Source organism: Actinospica durhamensis (assembly GCF_018139695.1).
In the GTDB taxonomy this organism is placed as follows: Bacteria; Actinomycetota; Actinomycetes; order Streptomycetales; family Catenulisporaceae; genus Actinospica; species Actinospica durhamensis.
The window spans coordinates 16,641-35,097 of record NZ_JAGSOG010000066.1 but is presented as its reverse complement, the minus strand read 5'-3'; the positions used below and the strand labels follow the sequence as shown (position 1 = coordinate 35,097).

The 18,457-nt window shown below is 72.5% G+C and carries 16 protein-coding genes; 13 read left to right on the top strand and 3 right to left on the bottom strand.

Features of this window, described 5'->3' with window-relative positions:
• Positions 1 to 299: 299 nt before the first annotated feature.
• The 7 genes from KDL01_RS15575 (at position 300) to KDL01_RS15545 (ending at position 6,644) form a co-directional block, all read left to right on the top strand.
• Entirely contained in the window at positions 300 to 641 is a 342-nt protein-coding gene (locus KDL01_RS15575; protein ID WP_212529210.1) for a YbaB/EbfC family nucleoid-associated protein, read from the top strand.
• A gap of 19 nt (positions 642 to 660) precedes the next feature.
• Positions 661 to 1,272, top strand: coding sequence for a recombination mediator RecR (recR, locus tag KDL01_RS15570; protein WP_212529209.1), 612 nt, complete (start codon positions 661 to 663; stop codon positions 1,270 to 1,272).
• Positions 1,265 to 1,798 (top strand): DUF5063 domain-containing protein, encoded by a 534-nt coding sequence (locus KDL01_RS15565; RefSeq protein WP_212529208.1) that lies wholly within the window; start codon positions 1,265 to 1,267, stop codon positions 1,796 to 1,798. Before recR ends, KDL01_RS15565 begins: the two co-directional genes overlap by 8 nt.
• A gap of 256 nt (positions 1,799 to 2,054) precedes the next feature.
• Complete coding sequence (locus tag KDL01_RS15560) at positions 2,055 to 3,320, top strand: aspartate kinase (RefSeq protein WP_212529207.1); 1,266 nt, start codon at positions 2,055 to 2,057, stop codon at positions 3,318 to 3,320.
• Between the two features lie 2 nt (positions 3,321 to 3,322).
• A complete protein-coding gene (locus KDL01_RS15555) occupies positions 3,323 to 4,393 on the top strand; it encodes an aspartate-semialdehyde dehydrogenase (protein ID WP_212529206.1) in 1,071 nt (356 codons plus the stop codon).
• Positions 4,394 to 4,701: 308 nt separating this feature from the next.
• Positions 4,702 to 5,241, top strand: a complete 540-nt coding sequence (locus KDL01_RS15550; RefSeq protein WP_438801963.1) for a SigE family RNA polymerase sigma factor — start codon at positions 4,702 to 4,704, stop codon at positions 5,239 to 5,241.
• Positions 5,238 to 6,644, top strand: coding sequence for a hypothetical protein (locus tag KDL01_RS15545; RefSeq protein WP_212529204.1), 1,407 nt, complete (start codon positions 5,238 to 5,240; stop codon positions 6,642 to 6,644). Before KDL01_RS15550 ends, KDL01_RS15545 begins: the two co-directional genes overlap by 4 nt.
• 41 nt (positions 6,645 to 6,685) lie before the next feature.
• Here the strand turns inward: KDL01_RS15545 and KDL01_RS15540 are convergent, their stop codons facing one another.
• Positions 6,686 to 7,735, bottom strand: coding sequence for a cytochrome c oxidase assembly protein (locus KDL01_RS15540; RefSeq protein ID WP_212529203.1), 1,050 nt, complete (start codon positions 7,733 to 7,735; stop codon positions 6,686 to 6,688).
• Between the two features lie 79 nt (positions 7,736 to 7,814).
• A complete protein-coding gene (dtd, locus tag KDL01_RS15535) occupies positions 7,815 to 8,240 on the bottom strand; it encodes a D-aminoacyl-tRNA deacylase (protein WP_212529202.1) in 426 nt (141 codons plus the stop codon).
• A 79-nt stretch (positions 8,241 to 8,319) separates the two neighbouring features.
• Between dtd and KDL01_RS15530 the strand changes: the two genes are divergently transcribed.
• On the top strand, positions 8,320 to 8,838 hold the full coding sequence (locus tag KDL01_RS15530; RefSeq protein ID WP_212529201.1) for an O-acetyl-ADP-ribose deacetylase: 519 nt from the start codon (positions 8,320 to 8,322) through the stop codon (positions 8,836 to 8,838).
• Between the two features lie 41 nt (positions 8,839 to 8,879).
• A complete protein-coding gene (locus tag KDL01_RS15525; protein ID WP_212529200.1) occupies positions 8,880 to 9,575 on the top strand; it encodes a DUF4291 domain-containing protein in 696 nt (231 codons plus the stop codon).
• A gap of 25 nt (positions 9,576 to 9,600) precedes the next feature.
• Here the strand turns inward: KDL01_RS15525 and KDL01_RS15520 are convergent, their stop codons facing one another.
• On the bottom strand, positions 9,601 to 10,257 hold the full coding sequence (locus KDL01_RS15520; protein ID WP_212529199.1) for a class I SAM-dependent methyltransferase: 657 nt from the start codon (positions 10,255 to 10,257) through the stop codon (positions 9,601 to 9,603).
• A 391-nt stretch (positions 10,258 to 10,648) separates the two neighbouring features.
• Between KDL01_RS15520 and KDL01_RS15515 the strand changes: the two genes are divergently transcribed.
• Genes KDL01_RS15515 through KDL01_RS15500 form a run of 4 tightly spaced genes read left to right on the top strand, consistent with a single transcriptional unit; the run spans position 10,649 to position 18,366 of the window.
• Positions 10,649 to 13,924: an FtsX-like permease family protein gene (locus KDL01_RS15515; protein WP_212529198.1), complete on the top strand. Its 3,276-nt coding sequence runs from the start codon at positions 10,649 to 10,651 to the stop codon at positions 13,922 to 13,924.
• A 2-nt stretch (positions 13,925 to 13,926) separates the two neighbouring features.
• The gene (locus KDL01_RS15510) at positions 13,927 to 16,641 is read left to right on the top strand and encodes a hypothetical protein (protein WP_212529197.1); all 2,715 of its coding nucleotides are present in this window, start codon (positions 13,927 to 13,929) and stop codon (positions 16,639 to 16,641) included.
• Positions 16,642 to 16,664: 23 nt separating this feature from the next.
• On the top strand, positions 16,665 to 17,687 hold the full coding sequence (locus tag KDL01_RS15505; protein WP_212529211.1) for an ABC transporter ATP-binding protein: 1,023 nt from the start codon (positions 16,665 to 16,667) through the stop codon (positions 17,685 to 17,687).
• Positions 17,656 to 18,366 carry an ABC transporter ATP-binding protein gene (locus KDL01_RS15500; protein ID WP_246576484.1) on the top strand — a complete coding sequence of 237 codons (711 nt, stop codon included), beginning with the start codon at positions 17,656 to 17,658 and terminating at the stop codon, positions 18,364 to 18,366. The genes KDL01_RS15505 and KDL01_RS15500 overlap by 32 nt, the downstream gene beginning before the upstream one ends.
• Positions 18,367 to 18,457 lie beyond the last annotated feature (91 nt).

Sequence of the window (18,457 nt, the reverse complement as noted above, 5' to 3'; positions counted from 1 at the left end):
CCATGCCCCCGGCCCCGGCCGAGGAGGAGGATCCGTTCGACTCCGGCCTGGTGCGGATGGACGACCGGTCCGCCACCGTGGCCCCCGCGCCGCCCTCGGTGCGCGAACTGCTGATCCGCGAGCTGGGCGCCAACCTGCTCGAGGAGACACAGGACTCTGACTGAGGCGGGCCGCCCGGCCCGCCGCAGCCGCACAAGCCCCGGGCGCCGTACGCTCGAGGCAGACACCGGACGCCGCCCCGCGGCGGCCGGCACAGGAAGGAAGAGGGAGCCACAACGGTGTTGCCAGACGGATTCGACATGGGATCGCTGCTCCAGCAGGCGCAGCAGATGCAGCAGCAGATGGAGGCCGCGCAGCACGAGCTGGCCGAGCGCTCCGTGACCGGCACCGCCGGCGGCGGCCTGGTCGAGGCCACGGTCACCGGGCTCGGCGAGCTCACCGGGCTGCGCATCGCGCCGGAGGCGGCCGACCCCGCGGACACCGAGACGCTGGCGGATCTGGTCATCGCGGCCATCCGCGACGCCAACGCCCAGGCCGAGGCGCTCCAGCAGGACAAGCTCGGCCCGCTCGCCCAGCTGGGCCAGGGCGGCTTCGGCGGCCTCGGCGGCGGCCCGGGCGCCTCGTTCCCACTGGGCTTCTAGAGCCGGAAGAGAGCGCAGCGTGTACGAGGGCGTAGTCCAGGATCTGATCGACGAGCTGGGCAGGCTGCCGGGCGTGGGCCCCAAGAGCGCCCAGCGGATAGCCTTCCACGTGCTCCAGACCGATCCGGTGGACGTCAAGCGGCTGGCCGAGGTATTGGTGCGGGTCAAGGACACGGTGCGGTTCTGCGAGGTCTGCGGGAACGTGGCGGCCGGCGAGCGCTGCCGGATCTGCCTGGACGAACGCCGGGACCGGACCGTGCTGTGCGTGGTCGAGGAGGCCAAGGACGTCGTCGCGATCGAGAAGACCCGCGAGTTCCGCGGCCGCTACCACGTGCTCGGCGGCGCGCTCTCTCCGATCGAGGGGATCGGGCCGGACGAATTGCGGGTACGCGAACTCATGGCCCGGCTCGCCGACGGCGTGGTGACCGAGCTGATCCTGGCCACCGACCCCAATATGGAGGGCGAGGCCACCGCCAGTTTCCTGGCTCGCATGGTCAGACCGCTGACCGCGGACGGCACCCTGCGGGTGACGCGGCTGGCCTCCGGGCTGCCGGTGGGCGGGGACCTCGAATACGCCGATGAAGTCACCCTGGGCCGCGCGTTCGCCGGAAGAAGGAAGATCGATGGCTGATATCGCAACGCTGGACGACGACCTGGCCGAGTTCACCTCCGCCATCGCCGACCAGGTGGAGTCCTTCCTGGTGGCGGTACGGGCGGTGGCGCGGGGCGAGGCCGCCTCCTCCGCCGTGTCCATGCTGCTGCTCGAGGTCTCCCAGCTGCTGCTGGCCGGCGGCAGGCTCGGCGCGATCGCGGACGTCATCCCGGAGGAGCGGTTCGAGGAGGACCCGGGGCCCGACCCCGACCTCGACGATCTGCGCGACCAGCTCGCGCTCCTGCTCGACCCCTGCGACAGCTACCGCGAGGTGTTCGATCCGCTGGCGGTGCCCACCGAGGTGGAGACCCGGCGGATCTCGGACGACCTCGCCTCCACCGTCGCCGACCTGGCCCACGGCCTGACCCACTTCCGGGCCGGGCGGGAGACCGAGGCGCTGTGGTGGTGGCAGTTCTCGTACCTGTCCGGCTGGGGCCCCGCGGCCTCAGCGGCGCTGCGCGCGCTGCACTCGATCGTGGCCGGCTCCCGGCTGCAGGGATCGTAGGGCGGCGCGACCGGGCTGACGCGACCGGGCCTGCGCGCCCAGGTCGGCGCGGCGCGGTGCGACGGTGCGGACGGCTCGGGTCACCGTGCGTCGCCGCGCCGTTCACCAGGCGGAACGAACGGGACATCCCGGCCTCCGGGCGGCTACGATGGGCCCGCCTCCCGGTTCGTCGGAGCACGCCAGTAGACGTGCGCGGCCGGGAGAGGCGCCGCCGGGTCAGTAGGCCAGGGGCGCACGAGAGAGTTTGGAGCTCACGGTGAGCCTTGTCGTACAGAAGTACGGTGGCTCCTCGGTGGCCGATGCGGAAAGCATCAAGCGCGTCGCCAAGCGCATCGTCGCGGCCAAGCGCGCCGGAAACGAGGTCGTGGTCGTCGTCTCCGCCATGGGAGACACCACCGACGAGCTGATCGACCTCGCCCAGCAGGTCTCCCCGCTGCCGGAAGGCCGCGAACTGGACATGCTGCTGACCTCCGGCGAGCGGATCTCGATGGCGTTGCTGGCGATGGCGATCGGGTCGCTCGGAGTCGAGGCGCGTTCCTTCACCGGATCCCAGGCCGGGGTCATCACCGACCGGGTGCACAACAGGGCCCGGATCATCCGGGTCACGCCGGGCCGCATCCACAAGGCGCTCGAAGAGGGCGCGATCGCGATCGTGGCCGGCTTCCAGGGCGTCTCGGACGACACCAAGGACATCACCACCCTCGGCCGCGGCGGATCGGACACCACCGCGGTGGCCCTGGCGGCGGCGATGGGCGCGGAGGTCTGCGAGATCTACACCGACGTGGACGGCGTCTACACCGCCGACCCGCGCCTGGTCCCGTCCGCACGCAAGCTCGCGGCGGTGCGGTACGAGGAGATGCTCGAACTCGCCGCGTCCGGCGCGAAGATCCTGCATCTGCGCTGTGTCGAGTACGCCCGCCGGTTCGACGTCCCCATTCACGTACGGTCCTCCTTCTCCACGCTGGAGGGCACCTGGATCCGCAACACCCCCGAAGGAGCCGAGATGGAGCAGGCGATCATCGCCGGGGTCGCCCACGACACCAGCGAGGCCAAGATCACGGTCATCGGTGTCCCGGACAAGCCGGGCGAGGCCGCCCGCATCTTCCGGGCCGTGGCCGACGCCGAGATCAACATCGACATGGTGGTGCAGAACGTCTCGGCCGCCTCGACCGGTCTGACCGACATCTCCTTCACCCTGCCGAAGACCGACGGCGCGAAGGCGGTGAACCTGCTGGACAAGCTCAAGGAGCGGATCGGCTTCGACTCGCTGGCCTACGACGACCAGATCGCCAAGGTCTCGCTGATCGGCGCCGGCATGAAGTCGCACCCGGGCGTGACCGCCTCCTTCTTCGAGGCCCTGGCCCAGGCCGGGGTGAACGCGGAGATGATCTCCACCAGCGAGATCCGCATCTCCGTGGTCTGCCGCGCGGACAGCGTCAAGCCCGCGGTCACCGCGATCCACACCGCATTCGACCTCGACGCGGACGACGAGGCCGTGGTCTACGCCGGGACGGGGCGATAACGATGAGTGAGTACTCGAAGAAGCTGCCCACCCTGGCCGTGGTCGGGGCGACCGGCGCCGTCGGCACCGTGATGCTCGAGATCCTCTCCACCCGGCAGAACGTCTGGGGCGAGATCCGGCTGATCGCCTCGGCCCGCTCGGCCGGCAAGCTGCTGACCGTGCGCGGCGAGCAGGTCCCGGTGGTGGCGCTGAGCGCAGAGGCCTTCGACGGCGTGGACGTGGCCATGTTCGACGTGCCCGACGAGGTCTCGGCCGAGTGGGGCCCGGTCGCGGCGGCGCGCGGCGCGGTCGTGGTGGACAACTCCGGCGCGTTCCGGATGGACACCGACGTGCCGCTGGTGGTGCCCGAGGTCAACCCGGCCGCGGCGCGCCAGCGTCCGCGCGGGATCATCGCCAACCCGAACTGCACCACGCTCTCGATGATCGTGGCGATGGGCGCCCTGCACGCCGAGTACGGGCTGACCAAGCTGGTCGTGGCCTCCTACCAGGCCGCCTCCGGCGCCGGGCAGGCCGGCATCGACACCCTGCGGGACCAGCTGACCAAGGTCTCCTCGACCCCGAACCTGGGCACCGCCCCGGGCGACCTGCGCCGCGCGGTGGGCGACCTCGGGCCGTTCCCGGCTCCGCTGGCGCTCAACGTGGTGCCGTGGGCCGGCTCGCTCAAGGACGCCGGCTGGTCCTCCGAGGAGCTGAAGGTGCGCAACGAGTCGCGCAAGATCCTCGGGCTGCCGGACCTGAAGGTCTCGGCCACCTGCGTGCGGGTGCCGGTGATCACCACGCACTCGCTGGTGGTGCACGCCACCTTCGAACGTGAGATCACCGCGGACCAGGCCCGTGCGGTGCTGCGCGACGCGCCCGGGATAGTGCTGTGCGACGACCCGGCCAACGGCGAGTTCCCCACGCCCAACGACGTGGTCGGCACCGACCCGACCTGGGTGGGCCGGATCCGGCAGTCGATGGACGAGCCGAACGAGCTCGAACTGTTCGTGTGCGGGGACAACCTGCGCAAGGGCGCCGCGCTCAACACCGCCCAGATCGCCGAGCTGATCGCGGCGGAGCTGACGGTCGGTTAGGCGTCGGCCCCCGGCGTCGCGCCGGCGCCACCGCGCCGCCGACAGTCCGTCGGCACGCGTGCGGCGTCGTACGGTGCGAGGCCGGTCAGGATGCTGAAAACCCCCTTCAGGTTCACTCCTGAGGGGGGTTTTTCCGTGAACGGGCGCACGCGGGCGGACCCGAATGACATCCTTGGCACTCGTGAAAGCCCCCGCCAGTCCATCCCCAAGAACACTCGAATGGGGTACAACGGTCGGTGGGTTCCATATGTCTAACTGTCGTGACTCTGTCCGCGTCCGAAGGGTTCTGTCCGTCACCGCCCTTCGCCATACGACCACGCCCGGCGCCGACGGGAGGTGCGGTGGCGACTGACGTCGATGTGACGACCGATCTGTTGACCGAGACCTACCAGCGCCACTACACCTCGCTGCTGCGCCTCGCCGCGCTGCTGCTCGACGACCTCGGGTCCTGCGAGGACGTGGTGCAGGAGGCGTTCATCCGGGTGCACGGGGCCCGGGCCCGGGTACGCGAGGCGGACAAGCTGCTCGCGTACCTGCGCCAGACCGTGGTCAACCTCTCGCGCTCGACCCTGCGGCGCCGGCTGCTCGGCCTCAAGCTGGCGCCCAAGCCGATGCCGGACGCGGCGAGCGCGGAGGAGGGCGCCTACGCGGCGCTGGAGAAGGACGCGTTGATCCAGGCGCTGCGCGGGCTTCAGCGGCGGCAGCGCGAGGTACTGGTACTGCGTTACTACTCGGACATGACGGAGGCTCAGGTGGCCACGGCCCTCGGCCTTTCGATCGGTTCGGTGAAGGCGTACGGCTCACGGGGTATCGAGGCCCTGCGGGTCCGGCTGGAGGAGCAGCGATGAACGAGGAGCGCGCGTCCGAGGGGCCGCCGCGTGGCTCCGGAGGGTCGGGCGGTGCGTTCTCCCGGACAGAGGGCACCCGCCGGGCCGGGCGAGGTGCGACCGGGCGAGGCGGCGCCAGTGCCGAGGGCGCGGCGGGCGGATCCGACGCGCAGCGCGAGCCGCGCGAGCAGGTCGCGGCCGACGTTCCGGTGGCGCGCGGCGGGCGGCGGCGGGTCGCGGCGGAGCCGGCGCTGGACGTGGGCGATCTCGCCCAGGCCCTGCAGCGCAGCGTCGCGGCGATCGGCACGGCCGGGCCGCCGCGGGCCGGGCTGACCCGGATCCGGCGCAGGGCCAAGGCCAGGGCGCGTCGGCGCACCGTGATGGCGGGCGGCGCCGGGGTGCTGTTCATGGCCATGGCGGTCAGCGTGCTCACCGGCAACAGCTTCGACATCGTGCCCGTACTCACCGGCGTGGTCGGTCTCGGCGGCGGCGGCGGTGGCGGCGGGGACGGCGGCGGCGCCGCGTCGGGCAGTACTTCACCCGCGGCCGACGGCCCGGGCCAGGTGCGCACGGTGCGGCCGACGGGCGGGCTCAAGGGCCCGGCGATCGGCCCGGGCATCGTCGCGGCCACGCCCTCGGCGCTGGTGGCCTCCGGCGTCGGCGCGTGCGGTGCGACCGACCTGACCACCGTGGCCTCGGTGGACACGGTGATCGGCGGCGTCTCCTACGGGCACGTCGAGGCCGTCGCCATGCGCACCTGCGCGGTGGCCGGCCCGCCGGTGCTGCAGGTGGACAACGCGGCGGCGAACGCGGCGAGCTCGGTGGTGATCCTCCAGCACATCCCGTCGGACGGCTCGCAGCTGCCGCAGGTGCCGACCTGGGGGACGGTGCTGGTGCTGCACGCGGGTCAGGGTTATGACTTCCAGTTCGCCTGGGCTCCGGACACCTGCCCGGCCGCGTCGAGCAGCGCCGGACCGACCGGCAGCAGCGCCGGCAGCGGCGGCGGTGCGGGTGTGGCGGGCGGCGGGCCGTCGGCCGTCACGGGTACGGCGGCGGGATCGGCGAACGCGGGCGAGTACCAGCTCAGCTACCTGGTGACGGCCACGAGCCCGACCTCGCCGGTGACCCTGCAGGCGAGCTGTGGCGCGACGGTGTACGTGACGGACGTCTACGAGCGCGGCGCCTACCCGCTGCCGAAGCCGGACTCCGCCACGCCCACGCCGCCGCCCTCGAGCACCAGCGCGGCACCGAGTTCCGCCGCGCCCCCGCCGCCGCCGAGCACCTCCGCGCCCGCACCCGCGCCCTCGTCAGCCGCGCCCAGCACGGGAACGGCAGGCGGGGAGTCGCCGGGAGCTCCGGCGGCCAGTCCGGCGATGGGTACTTCGGCGGCAGACACCTCGACCGGGCAGACTGCCGGGCCGTGACGTGAATCCCGTCGGGAGGCGGGATTGACGGGCGGGTCCGGTCAGGCCGGAGTCTCTTCGGAGTCCACCTGGCCGAAGCGGCCCGCCATCTCCGGGTCGGTCTCCCACCAGGGGCGGAAGCGTTCCTGGGCGGAGCCGTCGCCGGGGGCGTACTCGACCGCGACGACCTCCAGGCTCTCCTCGGCCACCACGGCGCGCTCGTCGTCCTCGCGGCGCAGGCCGCGCCAGAGGGCGGCGAGCAGCGGGATGCTGGTCAGGTCGCCCACGATCCAGAACACCGCGCCGCCGATGGCCTGGTTCCAGGCCAGGCCGGAGTGGGCGCCGAGGCTGAGCGGGGCGTAGAGCGCGCTGTGCGGCAGGGTGCTGAGCGAGGCGTAGTAGGAGCCGGCGACCCGGTTGCCGCCCAGCCACAGGACCATCGCCACGCCCGCGTCGCCGATGCCCTCGACGAAGCTGATCCACACCGAGATCATGTGGGTGAAGCGCTTGGGCACCGGGTCGATCTGCACCCGGCTCCAGAAGTACAGGAAGCCGACGGCGAGCAGCTCGAGGTGCAGCGTCTCGTCGACGAAGGCGTTCGTCAGCGAGGCCTGATACCACCCGGTGAAGTACAGCAGGTACGGGGTGACCAGCAGCACGACGGAGACCACGGCCGGGAAGGTGAGCACCTTCAGCGGCTTCGAGCCGATGATCCGCAGTACCAGCGCGGCGCCTCGGCCCTCGCCGGTGGTGGCCAGGGTGAGCGGGGCCGAGCAGGTCAGGAAGAGCGGCACGGTCATCAGCAGCAGCGCGTTCTGCAGCGCCCTGACCCAGAACAGCACCAGCGCGTACGAGCCGATGAACGACATCGTGGCGAGCGTGAACAGCAGCGCGGCCATCACGAAGCACAGGGTCCGGCCGAGCGGCCAGCGACCCACCTCGCGTTGGTACCTGCGCACGCCGTAGACGTAGCCGGCCACGCCGAGCAACAGCACGACCAGCATCGCCGGATCGAACTTCCAGCCGGTGAAGACCTGGTTCATCGTGAGCGGCGACGCCGGACCGCATCCCGCGCTCAGACACCGGCCGGCCGCTTCGGGCAGCACCGCCATCCGCCTCGACCTCCACTAGAGCTGGACCATGCCCTAGCACGGTACCCCGAGCACCCGGAGGGGCCTGACGGCGGGGTCGCTACAGCTCGAGCAGGACGGTGAACGGTCCGTCGTTGGTCAGCGCCACCTTCATGTCCGCGCCGAACACGCCCGTGGCCACGGTCGCGCCGAGCTCGCGCAGCGCGGTGACCACCGCGTCGAAGAGCGGCTCGGCGACGGGGCCCGGCGCGGCGGCGGTCCAGGACGGACGGCGGCCCTTGCGCGCGTCGCCGTAGAGGGTGAACTGGGAGACGAGCAGCAGCGGCGCGTCGAGGTCGGCGCAGGAACGCTCCTGCGGCAGGATCCGCAGCGTCCACAGCTTCTCGGCGAGCCGGACCGCGCTCGCCCGGGTGTCCTCGTGCGTGACGCCGACCAGGACGCACAGGCCGGGCTTCTCGATCGCGCCCACGGTCTCGCCCCCGACCTGCACGCTGGCCGAGGTGACGCGCTGTACCACTGCTCTCACGGGCACCGATCATGCCACGCCTCGGGCTCGCGCCGAATATCCGCAGGACGGCGCGGGGCGGGCGACGTAGCCTTCTGCCATGGCACGAGCGTCGATCACGCTGATCCAGGGGGACCTGACCCGTACGAGCGCGGACGCGATCGTGAACGCGGCGAACTCCTCGCTGCTCGGCGGGGGCGGGGTGGACGGCGCCATCCACCGCGCGGGCGGGCCGGAGATCCTGGCGCAGTGCCGGAGGCTGCGCGCCGGGCACTACGGCGGCGGCCTGCGGACCGGGCAGGCGGTGGCCACCGGAGCCGGACGGCTGCCCGCGCGCTGGGTCATCCACACCGTGGGGCCGGTCTACTCGCGCACCGAGGACCGCTCGGAGCTGCTCGCCGACTGCCATCGCAATGCCCTGCGGGTCGCGGACGAGCTCGGCGCGCGGACGGTGGCGTTCCCGGCGATCTCGACCGGCATCTTCGGCTGGCCGATGGCCGACGCCGCCAGGATCGCGCTGGCCACCGTGTCCGCCACCGAGACCGAGGTGCGCGAGGTCCTGTTCGTGCTCTACGACGCGAGCGCGCTCGCCGCGTTCCAGGACTGCGCGCCGAGCTGAGCGGGATCGCCGCTCGAGAACCAGGCCAGGGGGAGGAAGCAATGCAGGACTCGACGACCACGACGACGACCGCCATCACGACCGACGCCACGACCAACACCACGACCAACACCACGACCACGGCGGCCCTGCCGCGCAGGCAGATCAGGGCCGTGTACGACGAGGACTCGATCACGGTCTACCAGGCCTACGGGCCGCAGATCGCGGTGCCCGCCGTCCGCCACGGCCGGTTCACCGGGACGTTCAAGCGGGAGCGGATGACCTGGATCAAGCCGTCGTTCCTGTGGATGATGTACCGCTGCGGCTGGGCCGAGAAGCCCGGCCAGGAGCACGTGCTGGCGCTGCGGATCTCGCGGCCCGGCTTCGAGTGGGCGCTCGCGCACAGCACCTTCGCCCACTTCGACCGGGATCTGCACGCCGACCGGCAGGCCTGGCGCGAGACCCTGTCCGCGCCGGTGCGGATCCAGTGGGACCCGGAACGCGACCTGCGGGCGCGGCCGTTGCCGCATCGCTCGATCCAGATCGGGCTGAGCGGGGACGCGGTCCGGCGCTACTGCGAGAACTGGATCCTGGAGATCACCGACGTCTCGGAGACGGCCCGCGAGGTGCACCGGACGCTCCGGGACGAGGGCGAGGCCGCCGCCGCGGCGCTGCTTCCGGCGGAGCGGCCCTACCCGGTGACGGAGCCGATCGCGGCCCGGATCGACGCGTGGCGCCCCGAATCACAGCGGTCCTGAGCCCGGGCGGGCGCGGGCGCGGCCGTCAGCGGAAGCGGCCCACGGCCCAGGCGCGGTCGGCCGGTCCCTCGATGTGGTCGACGATCCGGCCGTCCACCACGTACTCGAGTGACTCGACCAGGCCGGACTCGACCGCCTCGTGCCACGCGCGGGTGGGCCCGGCGCCCCAGAGGTACCAGGGTGTCAGGTCGTCGAGCACGACGGTGGCCCGGTGCGCGCCGATCCGCCGGCAGTTGCGCAGGTCGTTGGAGACCACGTCGTACATGTGGCTGCCGTCGATGAAGATCAGGTCGAAGCCCTGGACTCCGGCCCGTCCGGCGTCGGCGAATCCGGGCACTGTCACCTGCGAGTCGCCGACCACCAGCTCGTGCCGGCCGGGGTAGCGCTCGTCGATGAACTCCTTGGCCAGTCGCACGCACGGACGCAGGTCGAGTTCGAAGGAGACCACCTTCGCCTCCGCGGAGCTCTCCAGGAACGCGAGCGTGGAGTAGCCCACGTTGAATCCGACTTCGGCGATCCAGGTGGAGCCCGAGCGCCGGGCCACATCCCGCAGGTGCGAGATCTGGGCCAGGCTGGCCCCGCCCTCGTAGATGCCGGCCTCCGCCTGCATGACGTGGTTGAACATCTGTTTGATCACGAGCTCGAGCCCGGCGGGGGCGAACGGGATGGAGGAAATGAGCATCGCGGAGCCGTCCTATCCGAGGAGTTCGCCGAAGCGCTTGGCCCGCCCCGACGCACGGTTGTCGGTATCGATGGCACTCAACCCCGTCGGCGCCTCGCGTGGGCCGGTTCGAACGAGCCGTGGCCCGATGTTGACGGGATCGTTGCGCTCGGTGGACGGCCGACCTCCTCTTCGACCGCGTTGTCGAAGCGCTTCGACGCGCACTCTATACAGAATCTACGTGCGTGGTCTAGCATTCGGCGAAGATTTCTGACGGGATGACGGCGGACTGTGGGCCAACGGAGGCCGAATATGTCGAAGCGCTTCACCGAGCCGAGGTAACGGGGAACGGCTCGTGCAACCGCATTGGCCTCGGCCCTTTCCGCTGGCGCGCACCGGAGCGCACTGGCCGGTGTTCGCCCTCGTCCTCGCGATCACCGCGGCCACGGCCACGCTCGTCGCCGCGTTCGCCACCTTCGACGCCCAGGCCCTGCGCCACGCCTCGGCCGCCCGGCTGGCGAACGCGGACACCTCGTTCACCGTCACCGCGGCCACCACCTCGGCCTCGGCGTATCAGAGCGCATACGCGGCGGTGCGCGCCGACGCGCGGCAGAACCTCGGCGGCCTGTCGGTCGAGACCGAGGCGGGCCTGTGGTCCAAGCCGCTGCTCTACACCGCGGTGCCCACCTCCACCGGCGTCGTCGAGAGCTTCATGGTGGCCACCGCCACCGAGGACCTCTCCGCCCACGCCGCGCTGACCGCCGGGTCCTGGCCGCAGGCCGGCGAAACCGACGGCGCCGTCCCCATGGCGCTCCCGGTCGCGCTGGCCACGAAGCTCAAGCTCGGCGTCGGCGGGCAGCTGCGGCTCGGGGTGAGCGCGTACGCCTCGTCCAGCAGCCAGAGCACGACGTTCACCGTCGTCGGGCTCTACCAACCCGACTCGACCGCGGACCGGTACTGGCAGCTGAGCCCGGTGGGCACCGCGACCTCCGTCGAGTACGGCGCGGCGTTCACGTACGGTCCGCTCGCGGTGAGTTCGGCCGCGTTCACCGGCGGCGCACTGACCGCCGCGAACACGGTGATCCAGCTGGACATCCCGGCCGCCGCGCTGGCCGCGGCCGACCCGTCCACGGCGTCCGACGAGGTCAGCGGGTTCCTCTCGGTCGTGTCGCAGGACCCGATGCTGCCAGGCGTGCAGACCCGCTCCACGCTGCCCGACCTGCTCGCCACGATCGCCGCGTCCCAGGCCGCGGCCGGCTCCACGCTCCTGGTCTCCATGCTCGAACTCGCGCTGCTCGCCGTCACGGCGCTCACGGTCTGCTCCCGGCCGCTGGTCGCACGCCGCGAGGCCGAACGCGCCCTGTTCGTCCAGCGCGGCCGCTCCACCAGACAGTTCGTCCTGGCCGACCTCGCCGAGGCGGTGGTGCTGAGCGCGATGGCCCTGGTCATCGCCGGACCGCTGGGGCTGGTCGCCGGACGCAGTCTGAGCGGGCACAGTCTCAGCAGGCACACGGGCGCTGCGGCCGGATCCGCCCTCGGCGGCTCGGCGCCCGCCACCCGGGCCTGGGAGGCCGCGGCGATCTTCGCGGCGTTCTGCATCCCGGCCCTGTTCTTCTCCGGCGGCCGTCGACGGGCCACCCGTGAACTGCGGCTGCGCAGCACGCGGCAGGCACGCCTGGTCTCCTTCGCCCGTGCCCAGATCGACGTCGTCTTCCTCATCCTGTTCGGCGTCGCCTACTGGCAGCTGCGCTCGCTTCCCCTGATCAGCACCGGTTCCGACGGCGGCGCGCAGGTCAATCCGCTCGGCGCGCTGTGCCCGGCGCTCGGCCTGTGCGCGGCCGCGATGCTCGGGCCGCGGCTGATCGGCCTGGTCGGAGCGCTCGCCGACCGGCTCTCGGACTACGGCCGCAGCTTCTCCTTCGCGCAGGTCGCCTGGCAGGTCGGACGCACGCCGCGGCGCCAGGCCGGGCCCGCGTCGCTGCTGGTGCTGGCCGTGGCACTGGGCACCTTCAGCTTCGCCCAGCACGAGACCTGGCGCACTTCCGTGGCCGATCAGAGTGCTTACGAGGTGGGCGCCGACGTCCATGTGACCGTGCAGAACGCGGATCCGCGCAACGAGGGTGACCCGGGCGTGGCGAGCCTTCCCGGCGTGCAGAGCGCCACCGCGGCCATGCGGTCGGGCGGCGACGGCAATGCCACCTACCTCGCGCTCGACAGCGCCGCCGCGTCGAGGACACTGCACGCGCCGGACGGCACGTTCTCGGACTCCTCGGCCAGGGTCTGGTCGGAACTCGCCGGCTCGAATGTTCCCGCGATCACGCTTCCGGGCCGGCCCGCGCTCGTGACGCTGGTGCTGCGGCTGCACGGCGAACTCGGCGGCACGTCCGTCGTCGTCTCGGTTCAGGACGCGCACGGCGTGACCACGCAGCTTCCGGCCCGGACCATCACTTCGGGCAGCGGGGGCAGCGGGGGCAGCGCGACGCTCGCCTATCCCGTGCCGACGAAGTCAGGGCTCGCCTATCCGCTGCGGCTGGTCGGGATCAGGCTGCAGTACAACCTGCCGCAGGACGCCGCGAACGTCGGGCTCTCGATCGTGAGCATCGGCGCGTCGGACAGTGCGGCCGAGAGCGCGTCCGAGACCGCGGCCGTGAGCGGCGTGAACCTCAGCGCCCTCGCCACCTGGTCCGGATACGCCGACAGCTCCAGCCTCGACGCGCTGATACCGAGCTTCCAGTCCCACGGCCTGCACACGCCCACCTCGGCCAGTGCCGCCGGCGGTCTGACCAGCAGTGCGGGCGGAGGCTGGACCGAGAACTTCCAATCCGGCGGCACCGGACCCGATCTGGCCAAGGTCGACCAGGGCCAGTCCGTGCAGCCGCTCTCCGGAGTCCTCACGCTCAGCCCCCTGAGTCATACGGCCGTACTGCCCGCCGCGGCCACCACGTCGTATCTGAGCGCCAACCATCTTCAAGTCGGCACCACGACGACGCTCGACATCGACGGCAACGAAGTGAGCGCCCGGATCCTCGCCTCGACCGCGGACTTCCCGACGATGCCCGGCAGCGCGGACGCGAGCGGCGGCCTCATCCTCGATCTCGCGCGGCTCCAGGACGAGATCCTCGCCGGCGGCGGCGATCCCGAGACCGTGGACGAGTGGTGGCTGACCACCCGCAGCGGCGCCGTTCCGACCGGGCTGCCCGCGGGCACGACCGTCGCCGACCTCGGCGACGTGAGCTCCGCCATGACGGACGACCTGTTCGCCGCGCCCGCCCAGCAGGCCCTGCTCGCCCTCGGCATCGCCGTCAGCATCCTGGCCGTGATCGCCCTCGCCTCCGTGGTCGCCGCCTCGCGCCGGGAGCGGACCGGCCAGGAGGCGGTGCTCGCCGCGCTCGGTGTCTCCGCGCGGCGGCAGGCGGCGTTGCAGTGCGGGGAACGGCTCGTGGTCAACGTTCCGGCGGCGCTGCTCGGCCTCTGCTTCGGCGTCGGGCTCGCCTACCTGCTGCTGCCCTCGCTGACGCTGACCACGGACGCGACGATTCCGGTGCCCGCGGCCAAGATCGTGATCGTGTGGGGCTGGTCGGCCGTGCTCGCCGTGGTCGCCGCCTGCGCGCCGCTCCCGGCCGTGCTGCCCGCCGCCCTGCGCCGCCCGGACCCGGCCGCCCGGCTGCGGATGATGGAGGAGCTGTAGCCGTGACATCCATCCTCGGCCGCCTGCACGCGGCCCGCGCGGGTCTGGCGACGTTCCTGTCCGCGCTGGCCGGAAGCGCCGTGGGCCCGGCGCTGCTGCTCGCCGCGGTGGCGAGCGCAGGCACCTTCGTCGCGCTCGACTCCGCGCAGCGCACCGACGCGATCGAGACCTCGGCCCTGCGTCAGACGCTCACCACCTCGCCGCGGCTCGACCAGAGCATCACCTCGCAGCAGGATCTCGCCCAGGTCGAGCAGTCCGTCTCCGGCTATCCGCTCCAGGCGCTCGGTCCGACCACGCTGGGCCAGATCAAGCAGTCGCTCAACCGGTCGCTGGCCGGGCAGGGCGTCCCGGTCGGCGCGCCCTCGGGCAACTGGATCGGCCTGTCCGCGGACGCGGGCCTGCTTCCCGTGCCCGGCTCGCGGATGCCCGACGTCACCTGGCTGGTCTGGCGCGACACGCTCGCGCCGCTGCACCTGACCTCCGGGCGCCTTCCGCAGGCCTACACCGCCGCCGGCGCCGACACGCCCGCGACGTTCGAGGTCGTCCTCTCCCAGGAGACGGCCGCGGCCGTGCACGCGCACGTCGGCTCGGTGCTCGAGATCGGCGAGGGCAGCGCGGGCGACGTCGCGCTGACCGTCACCGGCATATTCGAGGCCGAAGACGCCGCGAGTGCCTACTGGACCTACGATCCCGGCGCGGCCACGCCCTACCTGGACACCGACGGCCCGGTGCCCGGCGCGACCTACGAGAACGCGATGATGTTCGTCGCGCCGCAGGCCGCGAAGGCGCTGGAGGTGGCTCAGGCGGACGCCAACGTGTCCTTCCAGACCGCCACTTCGCTCGACATGTCCAAGATCACGGCCGCGCAGGCGCCGTCGCTGCTCAGCACGCTCCAGAACGTGCAGCTCCAGAGCGTCGAGGTCGGCCCGATCGAGGGCACCGGCCAGATGCAGAGCCTGCTGCTGCGCCTCACCGTCGGGCCTATCGACGCGCTGACCGACTTCGTCGACGAGCAGTCCGAGATCGGGACGCTGCTGTCGCTGGTGACGACGTCGCTCGAGGTCCTCGGCGTGATCCTGCTGCTGTTGTGCATCCGCCTCGTCGTCGAGCGCCGCGCGGGCGAACTGGCGATGATGCGGGCCCGTGGTGCGTCCAAGCGGGCGCTCGCGGCTGAGGCCGGGCGCGCGGGTCTGATATCCGTGCCCTGCGTGGTCGTCGTGACGCTCCTGGCCGGATCGGAATCCTGGCTGCCGGCCACGTTTCTCGCTCTCCTGGCCCTGGCCGGCCCGGCCGTGCTTGCCGTCCGGGTCCACGGCCGCATCCCCCGCGCGCACGGGGTGGGGCACCAGGAGCGGCGCGCCGGACGGGTCCGCCAGGCCCGCCGCATCGCCCTCACCGTGGCGGTGATCTCCGTCTGCGTCGGCGCCGTGTTCGCCCTGCGGTACGACGCGTCCCAGGCTTCGAACAACGCCCTCGTCGGCGCGGCTCCGCTGCTGCTCGCGGTCCCGATCGCGCTGGTGCTGCTGCACGTCGCGCCGGTCGTCATCAGAGCCCTGGCCAAGCTCGCGGCGTTCGCACGCGGCGCCGTCGCGTTCGTGGGCCTGGCTCGAGCCGCCCGCTCGTCCTCGGCCGCGCTGCTGCCGAGCGCGGCGCTGATCCTGGCCTTCTCCGTCATCGCGCTGGGCTCGACGATCCGCGCGAGCATCACCCAAGCCGAGGTCGACGCCTCGTGGCAGTCGATCGGAGCCGACGCCAGGGTCACCACGGACGGCCTGGTCACGACCATTCCGGCGGACGTGGTGAAGAAGGCGGAGGCGCTGCCCGGCGTGACGCGGGGCGTGAGCGCCTACAGCACCGAGGTGGCCGGAATCGACGCGTACAGCGGGCAGTTCACCGTCCTCGTCGTAGATCCCGCCGCCTACCAGGCCTTCACCGGCACGCCGCTCGCCCTGCCCGAGCACGCGAGCTCCGCATCCGCCGCCACGCCCGTGGTCCTGTCCTCGACGCTGGCGGAGTCCATCGGTGCGAAGACCGTCGCGATGCACCTGCTCGGCAGCGACCTGAAGCTCAAGGCGGCCGGCACGGTGGAGACCACCGCCGCCCTGCCTTCGGACGAGTCCTTCATGATCGTCCCCGAGTGGGCGTTCAAGACCGCGCCGCCCACTTCGATCGTCATGCTCGACGGCAGCATCGACTCGGCCCGGCTCACCGCGGCGTTCCAGCACGTCCAGGCCGCGCAGATCACGCTGCGGGCGACCATGCTGCACGCGCTGACCGACGCCCCCATGCAGAGCGGCGTGTTCGAACTCTTCGACCTCGGCATCGCCGTCGCGCTCGCCTGCTGCGTCGCCGCGCTCGCGGTGAGCCTGTCCTTGCAGGGCCCGGCCCGGGCGGCGAGCTTGTCCCGCCTGGCCACCATGGGTCTGAGCCGGTCCCGGCTGGACCTGCTCGTGCTCACCGAGCAGCTGCCGCCGATCCTGGTCAGCCTGCTCGGCGGCGGCCTCGGCGCCATCGCGATCAGCGCCCTGATCGGCCCGACGCTCGACCTGACCGTGTTCACCGGCACTCCGGCGCCCGCGCCGCGGGTGATCGACCTCGGCGCCTTCGCCGAAGCGAGCGCGGCGATCGCGGCCGCCGCGGCCCTCGCCCTCCTCGGCCACGCCGCACTCACCCGCCGCCGCGGCCTCGCCGCGGCCCTGAGAGTAGGCGATCGGTGATGACAGGACCGGACACCATGCAGATGACGCAGACGCAGGGTACGCAGCAGGTCGGGCCGGGCACGGACGCGGCCGCCAGCTTGGACGAGATCCGCAGCGAGCTGCGTGCGGGCAAGGAGGACTACGGCGCCGACGCCCTCGTCGTGTGCGACCAGCTCGTGCGCATCTACACCGCAGACGGCGTGGAGGTCCAAGCCCTGCAGGGCCTCGACCTGCTGGTCCGGCGCGGCGAACTGCTCGCCCTGGTCGGCGCGTCCGGCAGCGGCAAGTCCACGCTGCTCAACATCCTCGGCGGCCTGGACCGGCCCACCGCCGGCGCGCTGCGGGTGGACGGCAGGGACGTGGCCGCGATGCGCGGCGCCGCCTGGCTCGACTACCGCCGCAAGACGGTCGGATTCGTCTGGCAGCAGACCGCGAAGAACCTGGTCCCGTACCTGACCGCGAAGCAGAACGCGGCGCTGCCGATGCGTTTCGCGGGCGAGAGCCGCAAGCGGCGCAACGCCCGCGCGGACGAGCTGCTCGAGCTCGTCGGCGTCGCCTACTGCCGCGACCGGCGCCCGCACCAGATGTCCGGCGGCGAGCAGCAGCGCGTCGCCATCGCCACCGCCTGCGCGAACAGCCCCACCCTGCTGCTCGCCGACGAGCCCACCGGCGAACTCGACACGAAGACCGCGACGGACGTGTTCGGCGCCCTGCGCACGATGAACACCGAGCTCGGCGTCACGGTCCTGATCGTCACGCACGACCCGGCGGTGGCCGGCCGGGTGGACCGCACCGTCGCGATCCGGGACGGGCGCACCAGTTCGGAGACGCTGCGCCACACCGTCACCGGCGAGGACGGCGAGGAGGTCAGGCACGCCGTGGAGTACGCGGTCCTGGACCGGGCCGGCCGCCTGCAGCTGCCCGCGGCGATGATCAGGCGGCTGGAGATGCGCGACCGCGTCCGGCTGGAGGAGGAGGCCGACCATATCGGCGTCTGGCCGGGTCAGCAGTCGGCCGAAGCAGCCCGGGCGGATGAGCGGACGGAGGGACGGGACGGTGAGTGAGGCCGGATACGCCATCGAGGCACAGGACGTCACCCGCGTCTACGGCAGCGGGAACACCGCCGTGCACGCGCTGCGCGGCGTGGCCTTCAGCGTCCAGCCGGGGCGGCTCGTCGCGGTCCGGGGCCGGTCCGGCTCCGGCAAGACCACCCTGCTCAACATCGTCGGCGGCCTCGACCGCCCGACCAGCGGCAGCGTGCGCATCGCAGGGCACGAGGTGACGCGGATGGGCGAGAGCGAGCGGCTCAGGCTCCGGCGGACCGAGGTGGCCTTCGTCTTCCAGTCCTTCGGCCTGATCCCGGTGCTGTCCGCGGCCGAGAACGTCAGCGTCCCGCTGCGCATCGCGGGCGTCTCGCGGGCCGAGCGCAGGGAACGGGTCGAGATGATGCTGGAGATCACCGGCCTGTCGCAGCACGCGGCCCAGCGCCCGGGCGAGCTGTCCGGGGGCCAGCAGCAGCGGGTCGCCATCGCGCGCGCCCTGGCCGGCCGGCCCAAGGTGCTCATCGCCGACGAGCCCACCGGCCAGCTCGACGCCGACACCGCGCGTCTGATCATGCGGCTGCTCAAGACCGTCGTGCGCAGCGAGGGCATCTGCGCCCTCGTCGCCACCCACGACCTGACCCTGCTCGACCTCGCCGACGAGGTCCTGAGCCTGCAGGACGGGCTGATCGAACACGAGTGAGGCCCGGCCTCGGCGCGGCGTGCGTGTGGGGCGGGGCACGGTGCGGCGACGCGGCGCACCGGGCCCGCCGTTCGGCGCACGGAGGATGCGT